Origin of the sequence: Paenibacillus thiaminolyticus (assembly GCF_003591545.1) — a bacterium.
In the GTDB taxonomy this organism is placed as follows: Bacteria; Bacillota; Bacilli; order Paenibacillales; family Paenibacillaceae; genus Paenibacillus_B; species Paenibacillus_B thiaminolyticus_A.
The window spans coordinates 17,510-39,448 of the sequence record NZ_QYZD01000005.1 but is presented as its reverse complement, the minus strand read 5'-3'; the positions used below and the strand labels follow the sequence as shown (position 1 = coordinate 39,448).

Here is a 21,939-nt window from a genome sequence, read left to right as displayed (position 1 = left end):
TAGGCTAGAACTTCTATTTTGTCAATCATGATATGCGTTACTAGCCTTATATTTGGGCCAACTCAGGTATGCTGATATGTTGGAAAAACAGATGGGGAATTTCAATGATAGATAAGTTTATAAGGGAACTTAGTATCTAGTCTTCATCGGTTTATTAGTAATATCAATAAATAAAATGAAAATTAATGGGAGAGTGTCCACAATGAAGGGTATAATTCTAGCAGGTGGTTCAGGAACCAGACTTTACCCAATCACCAAGGCAACATCAAAGCAAATGGTGCCAATATACGATAAGCCAATGATTTACTACCCACTTTCAGTATTGATGTTAGCTGGTATTCGAGATGTATTAATCATTTCCACTCCCCGTGATTTACCGCATTTTGAAGAGCTTCTTGGAAGCGGGAACGACTTGGGTATGAACTTCGAATATGCCGTACAACAGGCGCCGAATGGGCTGGCAGAAGCGTTTATTATTGGCGAGAGTTTTATAGGTGACGATAAAGTTGCAATGGTTTTAGGGGATAACATTTTTTGGGGTCAAGGATTTTCTGGTTGCTTAAAGGAAGCGGGAGCTTTGCAAAACGGTGCTTGTATTTTTGGATATTATGTACAGGATCCATCTGCATATGGAGTCGTTGAATTTGATGCTCATGGAAAAGTGGTCTCTCTAGAAGAAAAACCGAAAATTCCAAAATCCCATTATGCAATACCAGGTTTATATTTCTATGATAATTCCGTTATTGAAAAAGCGAAAAAGCTAGTGTTTTCGGCAAGGGGCGAATTAGAAATTACAGATTTAAACAGACTCTATATGGAAGAAAATAAATTAAATATAAAACTACTAGGTAGAGGAATGGCGTGGCTGGATACAGGAACACATGATTCAATGCTGGATGCGTCGAATTTTGTCGCTGCCGTCCAAAAAAGGCAGGGTACTTTTATTGCATGCATTGAAGAAATAGCATTTAGAAACGGATGGATTACTAAGGGTAAATTGCTTAAACTAGCCGAACCTTTGTTAAAAACAAATTATGGGCGTTACTTAATCGGAGTGAGTCAGATGATTGAAACTTTGGAGGGGCAATGAACTTTATTAAAGAGATGTTTCAGTATAAGAGTACTATTATAAGCTTGGCGAAAAACGATTTCAAAAATAGATATGCTGGTTCATACCTGGGGGCTTTATGGGCATTTATCCAACCTTTAATAACAATTCTTATATTCTGGTTTGTATTTGAGGTGGGTTTTAGAGCAACACCAGTGGAAAATGTCCCTTATCTTATCTGGTTTATTTGTGGCATTATCCCCTGGTTCTTTTTATCAGACGCTGTACTAGGTGCAACCATGAGTATCGTTGACTATAACTACTTGGTGAAAAAAGTACTGTTTAATATCAACATATTACCATTAGTTAGGTTAACGGTTGCTTTATTTGTACATTTGTTTTTTGTAGTTTTGTTATTTGTAGTATGTTTTTCTATATCTCTTCCGGTATCCATATATAGTCTACAAATATTATACTATTCGTTTTGTATATTTGTTTTTTCTTTAGGCGTTTCTTATCTAACTTCATCATTGGTACCATTCTCTAAAGATTTTGGACAAATTGTAGCTATCGTTTTACAATTTGGATTTTGGTTAACACCTGTTGTATGGAATTACGAGATTCTTTCTCCTAAATTACTTACAATTTTTAAATTGAATCCTGCTTTTTATATTGTTCAGGGCTATCGTGATGCACTAGTATATAAAGTTTGGTTTTGGGAAAGACCATTAAGTACTCTTTTCTTTTGGATTACGATTGGGGTTGTCTTCTATGTTGGCAAGGTTTTGTTCCGTAGATTAAAGCCTCATTTTGCAGATGTGTTATAAAGGGGAGGGTGGCTGCTAGAATGGAAATTATTAAAGTCAATAATGTATCAAAAACATATAAAATGTATAGTCAGCCCACAGATAGGCTGAAAGAAGCATTGAGTCTAGGCGGGAAAGTATACCATCAAGACTTTTTTGCACTTAATAATATTAATTTTACGCTTTCAAAAGGAGAAAATGTCGGTATTATTGGGAAAAATGGTTCTGGTAAATCAACATTATTAAAAATAATCACCGGAATTATCCAACCAAGTTCTGGGAATGTCGAAGTATTGGGACGGGTTTCTGCTATTTTAGAACTGGGCTCTGGTTTTAATCCTGAATATTCAGGTATTGAAAACATATATACTTATGGCTTAATTGTCGGAATATCCAAGAAAGAAATGGAGACAAAAATTGGGGATATAATTTCATTTGCAGACTTGGGTGAGTTTATACACCAACCAGTAAAGACGTATTCGAGCGGTATGTATGCCAGATTAGCATTCTCAGTTGCGATAAATATTGATCCTGATATTTTAATTGTCGATGAAGCCTTATCAGTTGGAGATATGGGGTTCCAGCATAAATGTATGAATAAAATGAAGGAATTGATTGAACAAGGCGCAACAGTTATTTTTGTTAGTCACGATACCTTCGCAATAAAGAGCTTATGTAGCCGATGCATTTATCTTGAGAACGGAAACATAAAAGCAGATGGCAGTGCCATTGAAGTTACAGATTTATATTTAATGGATACGAGAAAAAAAATTTATAAATCAGAAGAGGAAGAAATTGCGAGTAAAAATGCGAATGCATCTCGCAATCTTCAAGAGCAATCAACTGAGACTAGTAAAGAAATAGTAAACCAACAATTAGAATCATCAATACAAGATTCTGCTTTTGAAAGCTTACGTTACGGTACAGGTGATGTTCGCGTCAAAAAAATAACAATGAAAAACAAAGATGGTAATATAGCTAATCATTTTGAGTTCGGGGAATTAATGACAATAGAAATTCATCTTAAAGCATTTAAAACTATTGAGAATTTAAATTGTTGTATTAGGATACGTGATAAAAATGGTATAGATGTCACGGGGACGACTACGTTTGAGGAACAAATAAAATTCCCTGTCTTTGAAGAAAATCAAAGTATGGTTGTAAAATTCACATCCCCGAATATATTAAAGCACGACATGACTTTTAGTGTGGGCGTTACTATTAATGATACAAGGAATGTTGCTGATCAAACCATTTTGGAGCACGTAGATTTAGGTTATTCTTTTAAGAGCGTTTATAATCCGCAAAGACCGGTGTGGTATATGTATTATCAGAATTACGACATTGAATACAAAATTGACTAGGAAGGAGACGGGGAATGGGAACATCAAATTGGCAAAATATATCATTTTGTGTCGACTTGATAAGAAGAATTAGTCCTAGTTCAATATTAGACGTCGGTGTTGGTTTTGGCAGATGGGGAATTATCTCTAGGGAGTTTTTGGATGTTTGGAACGGGAAGGTTGAAAAAGAGAGTTGGAATATTCATGTCGAGGGAATAGAGGCTTTTCCTTCAAATATCGAAAATTATCATAAAGAATTTTATTCAAAAATATGGGGACAAGACGCAAGGGACTTTTTTAGATCATGCAGCACAAAATATGACCTGATAATTTTCGGGGATGTACTGGAACATTTTTATAAAGAAGAAGGTTATGAACTATTAGATACTGCCCTTAAAATTTCGGATTTCATAATGATTAACATACCTATTGGGGGGGATTGGGAACAGGATTGTTTGTATGGAAATGATTATGAAGAGCACAAAAGTGAGTGGGAATTAGAAGATTTTGATAAATATTCAATTGTTAGAAAAAAAGTATTCAAGGACTTCATAGGCAGGGATTTTGTTACTGTTTTGTTGTCAAGCAAGAGAATTCCAAATAATTTATTATTATATCAACACAATATAGATGAAGAAATTAAACACGTAAAATATGAATTGGATTCGATGAATGAGTATTTACTATTTTTGGAAAATAAGAAAAGGGATAGCGTGAGTCAATTGGAATCTATCCTTTTTGAAGGGGAACTGAAAATATTGAACTCTAAAAATAGCGAAAGATATTTAACTAAAATAAGAGTTTGTAATTCTTCAAATGGGAGTACGCAAGGTAGCGAGGTTTGGATATACCATATTTCATCAAATGAGATTCCGGCATTGGATTTAAAAAAAGTGAAAAAAGATGGAGCTTGGATGATAAGAAATGATCGCGATGCAACAACAGGAACTTGTTTGATTGCAAGCCAACATGGTGCGGAAATAGAATTCGAAATAATAGGGGATACTCTGAACTTAAAATGTTTATCACATCCTTGGAGTGGTTGTGTGGAAATTATTGTAAATAATAATGCTGTGTTGAAAGTAGATCTATACAGTAAAAATCAAAAAATAATTGATATTATAGTTAACTTAAAGGATGTAGATTAATATATGAATATTTGCTTGGTCTCCCGCGAATTATATCCATTCCAAAAGGCGGGCATTGGCGTTTATGTTCATAATCTAACTAAATCATTGGTTGAGAATGGTAATAAAGTTTTTATTATTACCTCAAAAAGCAATCAAGTTGAGTGTGCTTTAAGTGAATATTATCAAGACCCTAGTCTTAATATTATAGGAATTGATTTAGAAACAGGATCACAGATTATAGATGATTTTATTTTAGCTTATTCAATGAGTGTCTATCATCACTTGAAGAAGCTGACGAAAGAAGAAGAAATTAGTCTAGTTGAATTTGCGGATTATTTTGGAGAAGGATTCTACCCTTTGCTCTATAAGCGTGTTAGAGGAGAGTTTGAGAATATTCCTTTTGTTGTAAAATTGCATGCCCCAACTTATGAATGTAATATAGCTAATCAATTGTGTATACCAGAGAGTCGTTTAACGTTGCAAGAAGATTTCGTGATTAAAAACGTTGATTATATATATTCTATAAGTAATTTTATGAGAAAGACAATTTCCGCCCGCTTAAAACGTAATGATATTGATATTGTATACAATATGATTGATACGCCCGAACCAAGCTCAATAGAATTAGGTGAAGAACTGCTATTTCAAAATAAGTATGTTTTATTTGTTGGTCGGCTAGAAGAGCTTAAGGGGATAGATATATTTATCAAATCTGCTCTTCAAGTTATAAATAAGAGTGATACTGATGTTAATTTTGTGATTATTGGTAGAGATATACTAAATCAAAAAAGTAACAGAATGATGAGAGATGAAATGCTTGACTTTATTCCAAGTCAACTGAGGCATCGTTTTATATGGAAATCTCCCATGGCACGGGAAGAACTGATGAACTATTATCGACACGCGTATGTTAGTGTCTTTCCTTCGAGATTTGAGGGGTTTGGTAATGTCTGTGTTGAAGCAATGAGGATGGGATCCCCGGCCATTGTAAGCACTAACACTGCTTTAATGGAAATTATAGAGGACAAGTGCGGTGTATCTTTTATTAATGGTGACTCAAAGGATTTGGCTAAAAAACTAATTTGGTTGTTGAAAAATGAACAATACAGAGATGAGTTATCAAAACTATCTAAAGAACGGTCGAAATTTTTTTCTATTGATCATTTGTATCCTGCTCAAATAGAGTATTATAAGAAAATCATTAACGACTTCAAGAGCGGGCCTAAAGCACATTCGATAGGGATTCAAGAGATTGTAATACTGGAATGTATAGATCGGATTAACCATTTATTTAAAGAAGGTTCGAGAGTTACCGGGCAACACATAATCGATTATACGAAACTAGATGAAGAAAACAAGCGGTTGATTGGAGAATGGGAGAAAAATAAGGAATACATTGAGTTATTAAGAGAACAAATAAAAAAAATGGAGCAAGAAAACATACGAGTATTAAATGAATGGGAAAAACTCGTTTTGCAAAAGAAGGAGTCGGCACGGGAGTATGAAATTCAAATAGGTGACATGAGAGAAAAGATAACTAAGTATCTTCAGGAATTAGAGGATATTAAGTTAACTCTAGTGAATAAACAAACCCTGATAGAAGAACTAACAAATAAGAATGCCGAACAATATCAGAGTATACAAGAATTAACAAATAAAAATGATCAACAATACCGAAAGATAGAAGAATTGAAACAAATGCTAAAAAGTAGAAAGTTCCTCATTAAGCAAATGATAAGAAAGAGAGAATATTAACTAAGATGAAGATATGGTATTTAACTAGTGAGTATCCACCTGACTTCGGTGGTGGAATTTCAATGTATATCGAGCAAGTGGCAACGTCATTTTCAAAAAAAGGTCATGATGTAACGGTTATTGTACGAGATTCACATCAATATGCAATCGAATATCCAAATAAAAGCTTACGTATATACCGTTTCCAGCACATGTTAGGAGAACAATATCAATGTTTGGGTTATTGGGCGGCATTGTCGTACCAGTATGCAGAAGAAACATTAGATTTAATTGATAAAGACGGTAATTCGCCTGATATTATAGAAGTGCAAGATTACAACGCTGTTGGGTACTATTTACTACAGAGGAAGTATTTGAAGGATCTTAGGTTGGAAAACACTAAAATTGTTGTACATCTTCACACACCTACCTTCGAATTAGCTCGTATTAATCAATTACCAAGATACGAATTCCCAACGCACTGGACTGGTCAAATGGAGAAATTCTGCATAAATGCTGCTGATGCCGTTGTTACGCAAAGTGAATTTCTCAAACAAAAAATTCAACCTTATGCTCCACTCAAAGAAATAGAGGTTATTTCGCTTCCATTTAACACGGATTCTCAGCCGATTTGGAAACCGGAACATGAACATACGACCGATCTCTTATATTTAGGAAGAACCGAGTATCGTAAAGGTGTGGTTCAGTTATTGAAGGGGATGGAGCGTTTATGGCTTCAGGGAAAGAATTACAAGCTGACACTATTGGGCGGAGACACCTATTTTTCCCCACGAGCAGTTAAATTGGGTGAATGGCTGAAGAAAAAGTATGGACGTTGGATACAAAATGGACTGTTAGTCTTTAAGGATTCGGTGAAGCCAAGTCAATTAAACGAAGAATTAAAAAATGCGAGAATAGCAGTGATACCATCTTTATACGAGAACTATCCGTATAATTGTATCATTTCCATGAATTCTGGAACTCCGGTACTTGTATCTATTAGTGGTGGACAAGCGGAGATGGTATCGGAGCATGGAAAGAACGGTTATATTTTTGATTGGGATGTAAACAACGACTTCGAATCAAAGGCATTAGAATTGTTAGAGAAAGAAAACGCAGAACTACAGATAATTGGACAACATGGATATGAGCGCATTAAATTATTATGCAATATTGAGTCCAACTATCAAAAGCGCCATGAATTCTATACACGAGTGCTCGAAAAAGAAAATATAAAACTGTATCCTGTTAGTCAATCAATTCCATTAAAATCGGAGACTGTAAAGAAAGTTGAAAGTAAGAAAGGGTTACTATCTATTGTTATTCCTTTCTACAATCTTGGTGACTATCTCCTCGAAACCTTGGACAGTGCTCTGAAAATCACTTATGAAGATTTTGAGATTATCATTGTGAATGACGGATCGACAGATGAGAAGTCAAAACAAGTGCTAAATGAAATAGAAAAAATGAATAATCCAAAAATCAAAATAATGAATATTGAAAATGGTGGATTAGCAAATGCAAGAAATGTTGGAGCTATGCACTCAAATGGAGAATACATAGCTTTTCTGGATGCGGATGATCTAATAAAACATACTTTTTACGAAAAGGCAATTGATTTATTGGATTCCTACTCGAACATTTCTTTCGTATACAGTTGGGTGGAATATTTCGGTGCTCGTACAGGGATTTGGCCGACATTCAATACAGAATTCCCATATTTCTTGGGAATGAATATGTTGACGGCGTTTGTTGTTGTGAGAAGACAAGATTTTATTACCTTTGGATTAAATCGAACGGTTATGGAGTATGGGCTAGAGGATTACGAAGGCTGGATTGGGATGTGTGAAAACGGCTGCTCTGGTATAAGTATACCTGAACCATTGGTGCAGTATCGAGTTAGGCCAGAATCAATGTCCAGACAATTTAATCGAGATATGATTGTATATCTATTGGATCAATTATCGCTGCACCACCCTAAATTATACAGGGAGCACGGTTTGGAGATATATAATTTATTGGTAGCAAACGGACCAGGATACTTATGGAATAACCCTACTTTTGAGCATCCCCCAGTTGAATATACGAATAACCAACAATCGGTAAGTGATGTTCAACAAAACAACGTAATTAAATATGAACTAATGAGAGTCGCCAATTCTAAGTGGGGTAGTAGATTAATTAAAGTCTTTTTGAAATTGAAATTAAACAAAATGTTCAAATGATGAAACCTTACTTACAAAAGAATAATAAGGGGCACTGTAAATGAATGTACTTGTTTTAGGTGGAAATGGTTTTATCGGTTCGAATTTATGCCAAGAATTATTGAAGCAAAATCACAATGTAAGGATCTTAGATCGAAGTATCAAAAATAACAACATTCACTATTTGTCAAATGTAGACTTCATAGAAATTGATTATGTCCAAACGGAAGATTTTACACCTTATCTTAAAGGGATTGATCTTGTCTTTCATTTAATTAGTACTACTATTCCCTCTACTTCGAATGAAAATAAGATATTTGATATAAAAACCAATGTGTGCCCTACAATCCAATTACTTGAGGATATTGTCAAAACAGGGCATATAAAGGTCGTTTTTCTCTCTTCTGGTGGAACAGTTTATGGCGATACGCAACTCGAAGTAATTCCCGAAGAACACACATTGAATCCGATATGTTCGTACGGCATTCAAAAATTAACGATTGAGAAATACTTGCAATTATATAATCATGAGTACGGATTGGATTATTGCATAGTACGGTTATCGAATCCGTATGGTAGAGGACAAGACGGAAGAAAAGGACAAGGTGTTATCCCTATATTTCTTAATAAAATCCTAAAAGAAGAAGAAATTCAAATTTGGGGAGATGGCTTGAATACACGAGATTATATATATATAGATGATGTGGTAGATGCTTTGTGTAAATTATTACACTATTCGGGACAACAGAAAGTGTTTAACTTAGGTTCAGGAACAGGTCATACACTATTAGATATTATTGAAGCCATATCAAAGGAAACAACGAAAAAGGCTCACATTAAGTATTCAGATGCCCGAAGTATCGATGTGAAAAGAAATGTTTTGGATATCACTAGGATAGAAAGAGAATTATTATGGAAACCAAAAGTTTCACTGAACGAGGGCATTCACAAGATACTACTGTCGAGTAAATTTAATGCCCAAGGGAGAATTGGAGCAAATGAATAAGAACCGTACGTTTTTATTAAAGATAGTTAACTTTGTTGTTAGTCTTATCATAGCGATTAATTTACATGGGCTGTTAAAGTTACCTCTATTAAGTATTTTGTTTATAACAATAGCCCTAACGGTTTTCTCGGAATTTCTGATTTCTAGGGTGTCAGTGGATTATAAAGTAAAATTCAAAGTTCCAACAATACTTCTGGCTATTTGTTTATCTTTATTGTTTACAAGTATATTTAGTGTTGCACATCTACAAAATCTTAACGAGACAAAAAATGTTGCGGTAGAGATTACCCCATTGCCAGAAAAAAATATAAATTCTAAATCCAATGAAGTATGGGTGAAAAAAATTTCTGTTGACGGAAAAGAATTGGATCTATTAAGTATGGATCACAATGGGGATTGGCATTTTAAAAATAATATGTTACTCCATAACTCAAGTAAAATCGATGATGCATTAAAATGGAATTTGAATGTATCTGGAGAGGTTGGGATACAATTTGTATCCCATGATTGGTCTGGAAAAGTTAAAGTAGGTATAAATAACACTGAACAAGTGATTGATCTCTACAACGAACATCAAACTACAGTTTCAGTTTCTGAACAAAATAAAATACGTTGGGTGAGTGTATTTAATCTAGAAGCAGCACTGGTTTTTATAATGCTTTTATATTTGTTTTATAAAATTCTTGTGTTTATTCAGTATCAAATGTCCGGTTCCCCAAAATTTGTTTGGTTTGAAAAAGTTGTTTTGTATTCATTACCCAGTATGATTTCCATATGCTTTTATTGGATCGTTTATTTCCCAGGTCTAATGAGTGCAGATTCAATCAATCAATGGGGACAATTCACAAGTTTTAATTTCAATAATAATCATCCTGTAATTCATACACTTTTCAATTGGTTAGTGACGAGAATATGGTTATCTCCCGCCATGGTAGTTCTTTTTCAGGTTGTTTTCTTATTGGCGGCATTAGGTTTGGGCATGGCAACTTTGGAAAGGATCGGAGTGAAGAAGGGGTACATATTATTGGCTAGCGTTGTTACTGCATTACTTCCTTCAAATGCTATGATACCTATTAGTTTGTGGAAGGATGTACCTTATAGTACGGCGTTGTTATTTCTCACGATATTTTTAATCTGGTCATCCTTTCAAATGATTAGTCTTAATAAGTTTAAATGGCAATTTTGTTTGAGTTTAATATTAGTTTTAGTAGGAACACTGCGACATAACGGGATACTTCCGATGATAGGTGTTATCTTAGTTTTCATCTGGTTATATAGAAAGGACTTAAAAATTGTACGCAATATTATTGTTATGGTTGCTTTAGGGATGTTTTTTGTGACATATCCACTAAATGCGCTTCTTAATGTCAAGCCAACAGAAGATTGGTTTAAGATTTCTGCTAATGTACATCAATTAGCTGCAGCGATTTCAGCAGATTTTCCTTTTACTGAGGATGAAAAAAGAATACTAAATAATATTTATCCACTTGAAGAATGGAAGAGTCATTATTATCCATACAGTTCTGACCCCTTAATTTATCATTCTGGCATTGATAAAGAACAATTGCAACTTCATACAGGAGACATATTGAAAATATGGTTTCATGTTTTGAGACAGGATCCTATGATTCTTATAGAACATCAGTTTAAATTAACATCAATTATATGGGAAATTGTGCAGCCTATAGATTCGTTTACTTATACGACTCAGAGAGGCATAGATCCAAATGATTTGGGACTAGAGAGTAATACGAGTACCCAATCATATAGAGAGAGTGTTAATAAATTTTTAGAGATTACTGAAGATAGAAAAATTAACTGGTTACTATGGAGAGGCGGTATTCAGTTATATATTATTGTTTTTGGAATGATTGTTTTTCTATATAGGAAGAAGAGTTTATTATTTTTATCTACTCTTCCAGCTTTATTAAACACTGCGGGATTAATGCTGACGACTCCAGCTCAGCATCTTCGGTACGTATACTGTAACATATTAATAGCTCCAATTATTTTACTGTGTTGTATTTATCTAATTGGCAAACATCGTAAAGAATCTAATAATTAAGATATGAAAGAAGGACAAAATGTTATGGCGATATTAGTTACAGGAGGAGCAGGATATATAGGAAGTCATACTTGTGTTGAATTAATTAATTCTGGCTACGAGATTGTAGTTATTGATAACTTTAGTAATTCAAAACCTGAAATTATTGATATAATCAGCGAAATTACAAATAAAAAATTTTATTTTTATAAAGGGAATTTGGAAGACAGATCCTTACTTAAAAAGATTTTTGATACACACAAACTTGAAGCTGTTATACATTTTGCTGGATTAAAGTCTGTAGGTGAATCAATAAATAATCCTTTAGGTTATTATGGGACCAATGTGGGGAGCACACTTGTATTGTGTGAGGTAATGAGGGAGTTTGGAGTGAAAAAACTAGTGTTTAGTTCCTCAGCTACAGTATATGGTGATCCACAAAAGCTACCGATAACAGAGGACTCTACTACGACAACTACAAATCCATATGGATACTCAAAATTGGTTACCGAAAATATCCTGCAAGACTTATTTAAATCTGATCACGGGTGGAGTATCAATATATTAAGATATTTTAATCCTATCGGAGCCCACACAAGCGGATTAATTGGTGAAAATCCAGTTGGAGTCCCAAATAATTTGCTGCCTTATATCGCAAAAGTAGCAATAGGTGAGCTAGAATGTCTGGACGTATTTGGCGGTGATTATGACACTTGTGACGGAACGGGGGTTCGTGATTACTTGCACGTTGTTGATTTAAGTTTAGGTCATGTCAAGGCTCTTGAAAATGTAATCACTTCAACTGGAGTAGATATTATTAATCTTGGTACAGGAATAGGGTACAGTGTGATTGAAGTAATTAGAGCTTTTGAAAAAGCTTCTGGTAGAAAAATAAAATATCGAATTGTTGGCAGACGCCCTGGTGACATTGCTCAGTGTTACGCGGACACGAGTAAAGCAAAAAAAAATTTAGGATGGGTAGCAAAAAAAAATATCGACGACATGTGCAAGGATGCTTGGAGGTATATTTTAAAAAGCAGAGGTAGAGTGGGGGCAATATAAAATATTTTAATAGTCATAAAATTTCCCTGGACCTAGACTCTTAACAAACATATACAGTAGATACTATTCGACTACTTCATCTTTGTTGAATGATTTAAACTGTAAGTTTTTTGGAGGATGACGATGAAAGTAATTGATACAAAGTTAAAAGGGCTTCGCATTATTGAGCAGGATGTTTATCGGGATCATCGAGGAGTATTTGTAGAAAGTTACAGTGCAGCGAAATTCAGCGACCACCAAATTGATTACTGTTTTGTGCAAGATAATTGTTCGCTGTCTGTTAAGGGTGGTGTTGTACGAGGATTACATTATCAACTTAATCCTAAAGCCCAAACGAAGCTAGTGTATGTTGTATCAGGTGAGATATATGACGTTGCTGTTGATATTCGTAAAAATTCACCGACATATGGTCAATGGGTTGGAGTTATTTTGAGTGATACAAATCACAAACAGTTACTAATACCGAAAGGTTTTGCTCATGGTTATTGTACTTTAGCTCCCAATACAGTTGTTGTTTATAAAGTTGACGAAGTATATTCACCAGAACATGAGCGGGGAATATATTGGAATGATCCCGCATTGGGAATTAATTGGCCTGTAAAAGAACCTATACTCTCTGAAAAGGATCAACTGGCACCTTTACTTGGTAAATCAGAAACCAACTTTATTTTTAGCGTGGAGGAATAATTTTAGTTTTTGAAGAAGGTTGTGCCTTTATGATGATTAGAAAAACATCATCATCTATAATGTAATCTCCTTAGTAAGGAGGTTAAGTTCATTATTAATATTTAGGTTCATATATTAAGGTAAATAGGGGGAGAAAATCTACCTCCTATTTACCAATTAGGAGAAGCAATAATGATTACCTATATGCTTTTGTCAGTAGCTTTAAATATAGCTGCACAAATTACTCTTAAGTACGGGTTAAACGATATCAGGTTAGAAGGTTTTTCCACAGAAAGTTTTTGGCGTTTATTATCTTCCGCACACATTTGGTTTGGCGCTGTACTTTATGTATTTAGCTTCTTTATTTATCTCTTTGCGCTTTCTAAAGGCGAATTGGGTAGAGTTGCACCTGGTGCACAGGCATTAACAATTATAGGGGTCTTTTTGAGCTCAATTTTTTTGTTCTGTGAACCTTTAACATTAACCAAACTAGTGGGTGTATTAATATTGGTGATAGGAGCTATCGTAATTTTTATATAGAGAGGATATGTATCGATTGAGATTCGATTACGTAATTTTTGGGGCAGGTATTTACGGGCTTTATGCTGCTCATACATTAGCTAAACGTGATATGAAAATAGCTATAGTTGAATATGATTCTGAATCTATCCAGCGTGCTAGTTATATTAATCAAGCTCGTGTACATAATGGATATCATTATCCGAGAAGTGTTTCAACAGCAGAAAAATCAGCTAGTTATTACGAACGATTTGTCAGAGATTTTTCTTTTGCGATTAATGACAGATTCAAAAAAATTTATGCCATTTCTTCCAATGACTCTTTAACTAATGCAGAACAATTCTTGAGATTTTGTGAATATGTCAACATACCTGCTCATGAAGTTAGCAGTAAAACCTACTTTAATCCTGGAACAGTTGAAGCGACTTTCGAGACAGTTGAATACACTTACGACGCAGCAATTATTCGTAGTTGGTATAAAGCGCAATTTGAAAAAAAGAAAAATGTACAAATTTTCTATAATATGAAGTTAGATACAGTAGAAAGGGTAGATGACGGATATATATTGTCGTTTATGAACGGAGTCATCATTCATGCTCCAAGTGTGCTAAATGCTACTTATGCAAGTACTAATCAAATTTTGGAAAAGTTCAAGTTTGAACTATTTAAAACGAAATATGAAATTTGTGAAGTAATATTAATGGATGTTTCGGAAAATTTTAAAAATATTGGAGTTACAGTGATGGATGGACCGTTTTTTTCAATAATGCCATTTGGAGAAACAGGTTCACACTCACTAACATCTGTTGGTCATACTCCTCATGAATCTTGTTATGATTCATTACCTAGTTTTTCTTGCCAAGCTGGAAATGACTTTTGTACACCAAACCAATTAGCTAACTGCAATACTTGCATATCTAGGCCGCAAAGCGCTTGGAATCGAATGCACCAGTTGTCTAAGAAATACTTAATTCCTGAGATAAAAGTTACTTTTAAAGAATCATTATTTGCGGTAAAGGCCTTAATAAGCGCTTCAGAACTAGATGACTCTAGGCCAACAATTATTAAAGAGTTTTCTAAGCAGCCTTCTTTCATATCTGTCTTCTCGGGTAAGTTCAACACTATTTATGATTTGGAGGAAGTATTGTGAAAGAACAAGTATTTATATCCCTAGTGATATATACGTACAATGATGAAACGATTATTGAGGAGACATTAATAAACCTCGATCAGGCTGTAAATAGAGTATTTAAGAATTATGAGATAATTATTGTTAATGATTGTAGTGAAGATAATACGCTGATAAGAGCAAGAGAAGCAATTAAGCAGATGCATGGAGATACTACAATTATTAACCTTTCTAGAAAGCATGGTGTAGAACATGCCATGATGGCTGGTTTGAACCGGTCAATGGGGGATTTCGTTTATGAAATTGAGTCTGCAGTAATAGATTACCCCATAGTATTAATTCAGGACATGTTTAAGACAGCCACAAAAGGTGGATTTGATATTGTTGCTGCTTCGTCTGGCTTAACTTCATGGAAGTCAAAATTGTTCTACATGTTATTGAATAAAGTGTCATATCTACAATTATCATTGTCAACAGAAATTGTTCGTTTGGTTACTAGAAGAGCGTTAAATTCTATGCTGAGTCTGAAAGAGAAAGTTAGATATAGGAAAGCTTTGTATGAGTACACTGGATATTCAAAAAAGTTGATAAAGTATAATTCGACAACCAATCGCAGTATTAAATCTAAACAACTAAACAGAGAGAACATCTCGCTAGCGTTTGATGCGCTCGTCTCATTCTCAAATTTTGGTTTAAAAATGTCTCATATACTATCTAGCTTGTTTTTTGTGTTTTCTGTTTTTATGGGAAGTTATGCACTCTATAACTACTTGTTTAACAAATCAGTTGTTCAAGGATGGACAACTTTGATGATTTTGATCTCCTTTGGCTTTGCGGGCATTTTCTTTATTGTAGGTATAATCGGAGAGTATATCTCACGCATTCTAGTTGAACTTCAAAACAGGCCATTTTATAGTACAAAATCTGTTGAAATGTATAAGGAAAAGAAAAATTTGGCCATTTATGAAGTTGCAGTTTCCAAGGAATAGATGAAGGTGAGGGATTTGCATTGAAATCATGTCTGATTGGTTATACAGGATTTGTAGGTTCCACATTAATGCGAAAAACTCAGTTTGATGATTTATATAACTCAAAAAATATACAAGAGATCGAGTCTATGGAATATGATTTAATCGTATGTGCAGGAGCGCCTGCTGTTAAATGGCGGGCTAACCAGGCTCCAGATGAGGATCTCGACAATATCAAAAAGCTAATGAAACATATAGGAAGTGTAAAAACAAAACGATTTGTTTTAATATCAACTGTGGATGTATACCAATATCCATGTGATGTAGATGAAACAACCTCGATTAATCCTAGTGTGACGGATCCATACGGACGTCATCGGTATTACTTAGAACAGTTTGTGAATGAGAAGTTTGAAAATGTTTTGGTAGTCAGATTACCGGGCTTATTTGGAAAAGGATTGAAGAAAAACTTCATTTATGATCTTATTCACAACAATTGTCTTTATTTGACTCATGGTGAAAGTTATTTCCAATTCTATAATATGGAACACATTTGGAGTAATATTCAAACGGCTCTTAACAACAATCTTAATCTGGTTAATTTTGCTGTTGAACCAGTAATGGCAAGTGAAATCTCGAACTTTTGCCTAGGTGAAGAATTTAATAACGTTACAGATAAGGAACCAGTTCACTACAGAATGAAAAGTATATATGCTAATCTTTTTTGTGGGCAAAGTTGTGAATATATAGCCAATAAACAAGATATTTTAAATGATATTCGTGATTTTATACGAGAGGAGAAGTTGAAACTCGTATGAAAATTTCAATATCAAATCTCGCATGGGATTTACATGAGGAGAAGGAGATAATTAACATCCTTAGAGATTATAAAGTTAGAGGAATAGAAATTGCCCCGACAAAAGTGTGGGGCAACCCTACTGACTGCAGTCCTCAACAAGCGGATCAATACAAATGCTATTGGTTGGAGAAGAATATTATCATAGTAGCCATGCAATCCCTACTTTTTGGTCAAAATAGTTTGCATTTATTTCGCGAAGAGAATTCACGTCAAAAAATGAAAAACTATTTATTCCGTATTATTGAACTTGCTGGAGAATTAGGGGTAAAATCCCTTGTGTTTGGATCTCCTAAAAATAGATTGATAGGAGATTTGACCAAAGTAGAACAGTATAATATTGCTATTCCTTTCTTTCATGCAGTAGGTGAGTATGCTATCGAAAACAATGTCCAATTTTGTATCGAGCCAAATCCCGTTCATTATGGCTGTGAGTTCGTTACAAATTCATCGGAAGGATTGGAGCTAGTTCAAGAAGTTGGAAGCAAAGGGTTTCGGTTGCATTTGGATGCTGCGGGCATGTTTTTGGCTGAAGAAGACATATCAAACGCATTGGAAAAGAGCTTTCCCTACTTGGCTCATTTTCATGTTAGTGAACCTTACTTAGAGTTAATAGGTTCCTCTCAAGTACAGCACCATCTTTACTCTAGGATATTGAAGTCTTTGGGGTATAATAATTGGGTATCAATTGAGATGAAAAATGGCCTAAAACAATCGAATGCTGAGAGTGTCAAAAGGGCTTTGCAATTCGTATCAGAGATATACTAAAGGAGATTGTATACGTGATCGAAAAGGATTGGGAAATTCCTAACTACAGTATCACTGAATTTTCAGAAAAAACTCATAAATACTGTATATGCGTGCCTGTCATAAACGAAGGTGAGAAAATCAAAAAACAGTTAGAAAGAATGTCCCCTTTTGTAGAAAAAGTGGACATTATAATTCTTGATGGAGGGAGTACCGATAATTCTTTAGAGCCATCATTTCTTAATCAAATAGGTATTAGAGCATTGCTTGTCAAACAAGACAAGGGTAAGTTAAGTGCTCAGCTTCGAATGGGCTTTGCATACGCTTTACAAGAACAATATGAAGGTATAATAACAATTGATGGTAATAATAAGGATAGTGTAGAGTCGATTCCATTATTTATAGAAAAATTAGAGCAAGGTTATGATTTTATACAAGGCTCTAGGTATGTTCCGGGGGGGAAAGAAATCAATACGCCGCTATCAAGAAAACTCGCGATTAAATTTATTCATGCCCCTTTCATTTCTCTATTATCGGGATTTAAATATTCAGATACAACAAATGGATTTAGAGGACACTCGGCTACATTTTTGCGTTCCGAAAATGTGCAACCTTTTCGAGCAATTTTTGATACGTACGAATTGCTTGCTTATTTATCTGTCCAAGCACCTAAATTAGGATATAAGGTTAAGGAAATTCCAGTAACTAGAACATATCCTATTGGAAAGATACCAACAAAGATAGGCCCATTAAGAGGGAATATACTTCTGCTTAAGATTTTATTCAATTTAATGAGAGGGAAGTATAACGTTAAGAGTACCGTGATTAATAGTGGCAAGATCGACTATAAGAGCGATGTTTAGCTAGATTAAGGGGGAGGGATTTCTATGAAATTACTCGTAACAGGTGGAGCAGGATTCATCGGCAGTAACTTTGTCTTATACATGCTGAACAAATACCCTAACTATAAAATAGTTAACGTAGATGCGTTAACTTACGCTGGTAATCTTGAGAACTTGAGCGAAATTCAAGAAAACCCAAATTATAGCTTTGTTAAAGCAGATATTGCAGATTCTCATGCGATGGAGAAGCTATTTAGCGAAGGTGTAGACGTAGTTGTCAACTTTGCTGCAGAATCCCACGTCGATCGGAGTATTCTTGACCCTAAAATATTTGTAAAGACGAACGTATTAGGAACACAAGTGCTTCTTGATGCTACCAAAAAGCACGCTGTCACAAAATTCGTGCAAGTATCGACGGATGAAGTTTACGGTTCCCTTGGGGAAACGGGGTTGTTTTCTGAAACGACTCCCCTGACACCTAATAGCCCATATTCGGCTAGTAAGGCTGGAGGAGATTTGCTGGTACGGGCGTATCATGAAACGTTCGGTCTTCCTGTAAATATTACACGCTGTTCGAATAACTATGGACCCTATCAATTCCCGGAGAAGCTTATCCCATTAATGATTGCGAATGCTTTGAATGATAAAGAGCTCCCGATTTATGGGGATGGACTTAACATTCGTGACTGGTTATACGTCGAGGATCATTGCAGCGCCATTGACTTGGTTATTCATAAAGGCCGCGATGGTGAAGTATATAATATAGGCGGGAACAATGAACGGACGAACATTCACATTGTTCGAACAATCCTCGAACAGCTTGGAAAACCGGACTCATTAATCAAGTATGTGGAAGACCGCTTAGGGCATGATCGCCGTTATGGAATTGATGCGACGAAAATAACGACTGAACTCGGCTGGAAGCCCAAGCATACCTTTGAGACAGGAATTAAAGAAACAATTGACTGGTATTTAAATAATCGAACATGGTGGGAAAGAATACAGTCAGGAGCATACCAAACATATTATGAAAAACAATACGGGAAACGGCTGGGGGAGTATGTATGAAAGTACTCATAACAGGCGCTAATGGGCAGTTAGGGGCGGACGTAGTCCGCCTTTTTGCTGAAAAAGGGCATCATACAATTGGTATGGGTAGATCGCAACTAGATATTACGGACGAGAAACAATGCAAAGATATTATTAATGAAGTGCGGCCAGAGGCTATCATTCATTGTGCGGCTTATACCGCGGTCGATCATGCAGAAACGGATCAAGATAACGCCTATCTGGTGAACGCCATCGGCACAAGAAATATTGCTGCAGCAGCAGAGCATGTGAAAGCCAAAATCTGTTACATCAGCACAGATTACGTATTTGACGGCAATAGCTCAAGCCCCTATTATGAATATGACAATACCAATCCATTAACCGTGTACGGAAAATCGAAGCGAGCGGGGGAACAATTGGTTCAGTCTTTAAGTTCCCGTTGGTTTATTGTAAGAACGTCTTGGGTGTATGGAGCTTCGGGCAGTAATTTTGTCAAAACGATGTTAAAGCTTGGTGCAGAACGCGATTCCTTACAAGTCGTCAATGATCAATGGGGATCGCCGACATACACGTGTGATTTGTCGTTCTTTTTGGAAGAACTGATTGCGACTGAAAAGTATGGCATCTATCACGCATCGAATACGGGAATATGCACCTGGTATGAATTTGCCAAAGCTATTTTTGAAGAAGCCAAGATGACTGTCAGGGTTGACCCATGTACGACAGAGCAATTCCCGCGTCCGGCTCCCCGGCCTCGTTACTCAGTTATGGAGCCGATGGCCATTCGAGTGAATGGCTTCACGCCGATTCGACACTGGCGAGAAGCCTTGCGTGATTACTTACATTGACATTGAAATTGGAAGTGAATGAGTATGGGAGAGCAGCGGGGCAAAGTTCAGATTCTTGTTTCTACTTATAATGGGGAGAAGTATTTGGCGGAGCAGCTTGATAGTCTCTTGCAGCAGACTCACTCCCATTTCTTCATTACCATACGTGATGACGGTTCATCTGATAGGACAACAGCAATCAGTCGCGAATATGTATCTCATTACCCTTATAAAATAGAAGCGTTTTATGAAAAAAACGTAGGAGTCATTGCTAGTTTTTTTGAGCTTCTTACCTATCATGTTCATCAGGACACGGACTATGTATGCTTCTGTGATCAGGATGATGTATGGATACCGGATAAATTAGAGAGGGGTATACATGCGTTAGGCGGGAATACGGGCGATATGCCTATGATGCATATAACCTCAACACAAATGGTAAACGAGATGTTGCAGCCGCTTAACTATTGGCCTCCAGCTCCACGGAAAGGACCATCTTTTTTTAATGCATTGATAGAGAACATAGCGGTTGGGGCTACGATGATGATAAATCGCCCGGCCCTAGAAATGATGCAGCGTCATGTGCCTCACTCGGGGCATATCATTATGCACGATTGGTGGGCCTACTTGGTTGTGTCTGCATTTGGTAAAGTCATTTATGATGAGAAACCAAGCATCTACTATCGTCAGCATCAAAGAAACGTAGTTGGTGGGCAAAATGGTCTTATAGAAACGTTTAAAAAGAAATGGAAAAACTATCAGAAACATTGTGAGGCCAAAATCTATTGGACTCAAGCGAAAGAGTTTGAACGTTGCTGGGGAGATTTATTACCAATAGAGTTGAGAGAGGGCTTGCAGCACTTCCTCCTATCAGGCCGGACCCTGGTACGGCGAACCCATTATGCTTTGACAACGCCGCTCTACCGACAATCGAAGTTGGACAATCTCGTTTTTCGTCTTATGATGATTAGAGGGGATATTCTAAAATGATTGATTTATCCATCATCATTGTCAATTACAACACCAAACAGCTTACGCTGAACTGCATAGAATCCGTCTACCAATCGGTAACGGACTTTCAGTATGAAGTCATCCTAATCGACAACGCTTCACGTGATGACTCCGTACAAGTCTTCCGGCAGCAATGCCCGCAAGTCAAGCTTATTGCGAACGAACACAACCTTGGTTTCTCAAAGGCTAATAATCAAGGCATTCGAATCGCTAAAGGCCGCTATGTTCTGCTTCTTAATTCCGATACGGTGATCCAGCCGGTTACGCTCGATGTGATGATTCGGTTCATGGATGAACATCCTGAAGTCGGGGCGTCGGGATGTAAAGTCGTGCTGCCAGACGGATCTCTTGATAAGGCATGCCGCAGGGGGTTCCCTACGCCGGCGGCCACGTTCTTCTATGTGTCCCGCTTGTCGAAGCTGTTCCCGAAGAGTCCGAGAATCAATGCGTATCATCGCGAAGATTTGGATCCCGATGAGGCCTATCCGATCGATTGTTTGATTGGGGCTTTTATGATGGTTAGACGCGAAGCGATCGATCAGGTCGGCATGTTGGACGAGCAGTTTTTTATGTATGGGGAAGATGTCGACTGGTGCTACCGGATCAAGCAGGCAGGGTGGGTGAACTATTACTACCCTAAGACCCAAATCATTCATTACAAACGAGCCAGCAGCCGGAATAAACCGTATAAGATTACGTATGAATTTCATAGGGCGATTTACGTACTCTACAATAAGCATTTTAAGAAAAAATATTCGTTCTGGGTGACTGCGCTCATGTATGCCGGGATAGGAACAAAGCTGGGTCTCGCGATGCTCATGAATGTATTGGCTCGTGTAAGAGCGTCTCTACGGCCGACCAAGCCAGCCTATTCCAACAAAAAGGATATATCGTCTTAACCTTATTGCCGAATCCTAGTATAATGGGGCTAGGTCTAGGAAAAAAGA

General features: G+C 36.2%; 20 protein-coding genes. All 20 read left to right on the top strand.

What is annotated here, in order from left to right; genetic code table 11:
* Nucleotides 1-202 precede the first annotated feature (202 nt).
* The 20 genes from rfbA to DQX05_RS07900 all read left to right on the top strand — a co-directional run bounded on the left by rfbA (nucleotide 203) and on the right by DQX05_RS07900 (nucleotide 21,891).
* A complete protein-coding gene (rfbA, locus tag DQX05_RS07995; RefSeq protein WP_119792475.1) occupies nucleotides 203-1,090 on the top strand; it encodes a glucose-1-phosphate thymidylyltransferase RfbA in 888 nt (295 codons plus the stop codon).
* Nucleotides 1,087-1,875, top strand: coding sequence for an ABC transporter permease (locus DQX05_RS07990; protein WP_119792473.1), 789 nt, complete (start codon nucleotides 1,087-1,089; stop codon nucleotides 1,873-1,875). The genes rfbA and DQX05_RS07990 overlap by 4 nt, the downstream gene beginning before the upstream one ends.
* A gap of 20 nt (nucleotides 1,876-1,895) precedes the next feature.
* The gene (locus tag DQX05_RS07985) at nucleotides 1,896-3,218 is read left to right on the top strand and encodes an ABC transporter ATP-binding protein (RefSeq protein WP_119792471.1); all 1,323 of its coding nucleotides are present in this window, start codon (nucleotides 1,896-1,898) and stop codon (nucleotides 3,216-3,218) included.
* A gap of 14 nt (nucleotides 3,219-3,232) precedes the next feature.
* Entirely contained in the window at nucleotides 3,233-4,345 is a 1,113-nt protein-coding gene (locus DQX05_RS30625) for a class I SAM-dependent methyltransferase (RefSeq protein ID WP_182914671.1), read from the top strand.
* A gap of 3 nt (nucleotides 4,346-4,348) precedes the next feature.
* Nucleotides 4,349-6,082 (top strand): glycosyltransferase family 4 protein, encoded by a 1,734-nt coding sequence (locus DQX05_RS07975; protein ID WP_119792469.1) that lies wholly within the window; start codon nucleotides 4,349-4,351, stop codon nucleotides 6,080-6,082.
* 5 nt (nucleotides 6,083-6,087) lie between these two features.
* Nucleotides 6,088-8,286: a glycosyltransferase gene (locus DQX05_RS07970; protein ID WP_119792467.1), complete on the top strand. Its 2,199-nt coding sequence runs from the start codon at nucleotides 6,088-6,090 to the stop codon at nucleotides 8,284-8,286.
* Nucleotides 8,287-8,326: 40 nt separating this feature from the next.
* On the top strand, nucleotides 8,327-9,271 hold the full coding sequence (locus tag DQX05_RS07965) for an NAD-dependent epimerase/dehydratase family protein (RefSeq protein ID WP_119792465.1): 945 nt from the start codon (nucleotides 8,327-8,329) through the stop codon (nucleotides 9,269-9,271).
* Nucleotides 9,264-11,336: a DUF6020 family protein gene (locus tag DQX05_RS07960; protein WP_119792463.1), complete on the top strand. Its 2,073-nt coding sequence runs from the start codon at nucleotides 9,264-9,266 to the stop codon at nucleotides 11,334-11,336. The genes DQX05_RS07965 and DQX05_RS07960 overlap by 8 nt, the downstream gene beginning before the upstream one ends.
* Before the next feature lie 24 nt (nucleotides 11,337-11,360).
* Nucleotides 11,361-12,377, top strand: coding sequence for a UDP-glucose 4-epimerase GalE (gene galE, locus DQX05_RS07955; RefSeq protein WP_119792461.1), 1,017 nt, complete (start codon nucleotides 11,361-11,363; stop codon nucleotides 12,375-12,377).
* A 123-nt stretch (nucleotides 12,378-12,500) separates the two neighbouring features.
* Nucleotides 12,501-13,064: a dTDP-4-dehydrorhamnose 3,5-epimerase gene (gene rfbC, locus DQX05_RS07950; protein WP_119792459.1), complete on the top strand. Its 564-nt coding sequence runs from the start codon at nucleotides 12,501-12,503 to the stop codon at nucleotides 13,062-13,064.
* A gap of 171 nt (nucleotides 13,065-13,235) precedes the next feature.
* Nucleotides 13,236-13,583 carry a DMT family transporter gene (locus tag DQX05_RS07945; protein WP_119792457.1) on the top strand — a complete coding sequence of 116 codons (348 nt, stop codon included), beginning with the start codon at nucleotides 13,236-13,238 and terminating at the stop codon, nucleotides 13,581-13,583.
* A gap of 16 nt (nucleotides 13,584-13,599) precedes the next feature.
* Nucleotides 13,600-14,712 carry an FAD-dependent oxidoreductase gene (locus DQX05_RS07940; RefSeq protein ID WP_119792785.1) on the top strand — a complete coding sequence of 371 codons (1,113 nt, stop codon included), beginning with the start codon at nucleotides 13,600-13,602 and terminating at the stop codon, nucleotides 14,710-14,712.
* On the top strand, nucleotides 14,709-15,680 hold the full coding sequence (locus DQX05_RS07935; protein WP_182914670.1) for a glycosyltransferase: 972 nt from the start codon (nucleotides 14,709-14,711) through the stop codon (nucleotides 15,678-15,680). The genes DQX05_RS07940 and DQX05_RS07935 overlap by 4 nt, the downstream gene beginning before the upstream one ends.
* A 20-nt stretch (nucleotides 15,681-15,700) precedes the next feature.
* Nucleotides 15,701-16,477 carry an NAD-dependent epimerase/dehydratase family protein gene (locus DQX05_RS07930; RefSeq protein ID WP_119792453.1) on the top strand — a complete coding sequence of 259 codons (777 nt, stop codon included), beginning with the start codon at nucleotides 15,701-15,703 and terminating at the stop codon, nucleotides 16,475-16,477.
* Entirely contained in the window at nucleotides 16,474-17,283 is an 810-nt protein-coding gene (locus tag DQX05_RS07925) for a sugar phosphate isomerase/epimerase family protein (protein WP_119792451.1), read from the top strand. Before DQX05_RS07930 ends, DQX05_RS07925 begins: the two co-directional genes overlap by 4 nt.
* Before the next feature lie 14 nt (nucleotides 17,284-17,297).
* A complete protein-coding gene (locus tag DQX05_RS07920) occupies nucleotides 17,298-18,125 on the top strand; it encodes a glycosyltransferase family 2 protein (RefSeq protein WP_259391858.1) in 828 nt (275 codons plus the stop codon).
* 24 nt (nucleotides 18,126-18,149) lie between these two features.
* Nucleotides 18,150-19,172 carry a dTDP-glucose 4,6-dehydratase gene (gene rfbB, locus DQX05_RS07915; protein WP_119792448.1) on the top strand — a complete coding sequence of 341 codons (1,023 nt, stop codon included), beginning with the start codon at nucleotides 18,150-18,152 and terminating at the stop codon, nucleotides 19,170-19,172.
* A complete protein-coding gene (gene rfbD / locus DQX05_RS07910) occupies nucleotides 19,169-20,002 on the top strand; it encodes a dTDP-4-dehydrorhamnose reductase (protein WP_119792446.1) in 834 nt (277 codons plus the stop codon). Before rfbB ends, rfbD begins: the two co-directional genes overlap by 4 nt.
* A gap of 24 nt (nucleotides 20,003-20,026) precedes the next feature.
* Nucleotides 20,027-20,971, top strand: coding sequence for a glycosyltransferase family 2 protein (locus DQX05_RS07905; protein ID WP_119792444.1), 945 nt, complete (start codon nucleotides 20,027-20,029; stop codon nucleotides 20,969-20,971).
* The gene (locus tag DQX05_RS07900; RefSeq protein WP_182914669.1) at nucleotides 20,968-21,891 is read left to right on the top strand and encodes a glycosyltransferase family 2 protein; all 924 of its coding nucleotides are present in this window, start codon (nucleotides 20,968-20,970) and stop codon (nucleotides 21,889-21,891) included. The genes DQX05_RS07905 and DQX05_RS07900 overlap by 4 nt, the downstream gene beginning before the upstream one ends.
* Nucleotides 21,892-21,939: the final 48 nt, after the last annotated feature.

What these genes read in the sequence shown, in the direction of transcription:
- rfbC (WP_119792459.1), top strand. Translation starts at nt 12,501, where the DNA reads ATGAAAGTAATTGATACAAAGTTAAAAGGGCTTCGCATTATTGAGCAG.
- DQX05_RS07960 (WP_119792463.1), top strand. Translation starts at nt 9,264, where the DNA reads ATGAATAAGAACCGTACGTTTTTATTAAAGATAGTTAACTTTGTTGTT.
- DQX05_RS07945 (WP_119792457.1), top strand. Translation starts at nt 13,236, where the DNA reads ATGATTACCTATATGCTTTTGTCAGTAGCTTTAAATATAGCTGCACAA.
- DQX05_RS07990 (WP_119792473.1), top strand. Translation starts at nt 1,087, where the DNA reads ATGAACTTTATTAAAGAGATGTTTCAGTATAAGAGTACTATTATAAGC.
- DQX05_RS30625 (WP_182914671.1), top strand. Translation starts at nt 3,233, where the DNA reads ATGGGAACATCAAATTGGCAAAATATATCATTTTGTGTCGACTTGATA.
- rfbD (WP_119792446.1), top strand. Translation starts at nt 19,169, where the DNA reads ATGAAAGTACTCATAACAGGCGCTAATGGGCAGTTAGGGGCGGACGTA.
- DQX05_RS07975 (WP_119792469.1), top strand. Translation starts at nt 4,349, where the DNA reads ATGAATATTTGCTTGGTCTCCCGCGAATTATATCCATTCCAAAAGGCG.
- DQX05_RS07985 (WP_119792471.1), top strand. Translation starts at nt 1,896, where the DNA reads ATGGAAATTATTAAAGTCAATAATGTATCAAAAACATATAAAATGTAT.
- DQX05_RS07900 (WP_182914669.1), top strand. Translation starts at nt 20,968, where the DNA reads ATGATTGATTTATCCATCATCATTGTCAATTACAACACCAAACAGCTT.
- DQX05_RS07925 (WP_119792451.1), top strand. Translation starts at nt 16,474, where the DNA reads ATGAAAATTTCAATATCAAATCTCGCATGGGATTTACATGAGGAGAAG.
- rfbB (WP_119792448.1), top strand. Translation starts at nt 18,150, where the DNA reads ATGAAATTACTCGTAACAGGTGGAGCAGGATTCATCGGCAGTAACTTT.
- galE (WP_119792461.1), top strand. Translation starts at nt 11,361, where the DNA reads ATGGCGATATTAGTTACAGGAGGAGCAGGATATATAGGAAGTCATACT.
- rfbA (WP_119792475.1), top strand. Translation starts at nt 203, where the DNA reads ATGAAGGGTATAATTCTAGCAGGTGGTTCAGGAACCAGACTTTACCCA.
- DQX05_RS07905 (WP_119792444.1), top strand. Translation starts at nt 20,027, where the DNA reads ATGGGAGAGCAGCGGGGCAAAGTTCAGATTCTTGTTTCTACTTATAAT.
- DQX05_RS07965 (WP_119792465.1), top strand. Translation starts at nt 8,327, where the DNA reads ATGAATGTACTTGTTTTAGGTGGAAATGGTTTTATCGGTTCGAATTTA.
- DQX05_RS07970 (WP_119792467.1), top strand. Translation starts at nt 6,088, where the DNA reads ATGAAGATATGGTATTTAACTAGTGAGTATCCACCTGACTTCGGTGGT.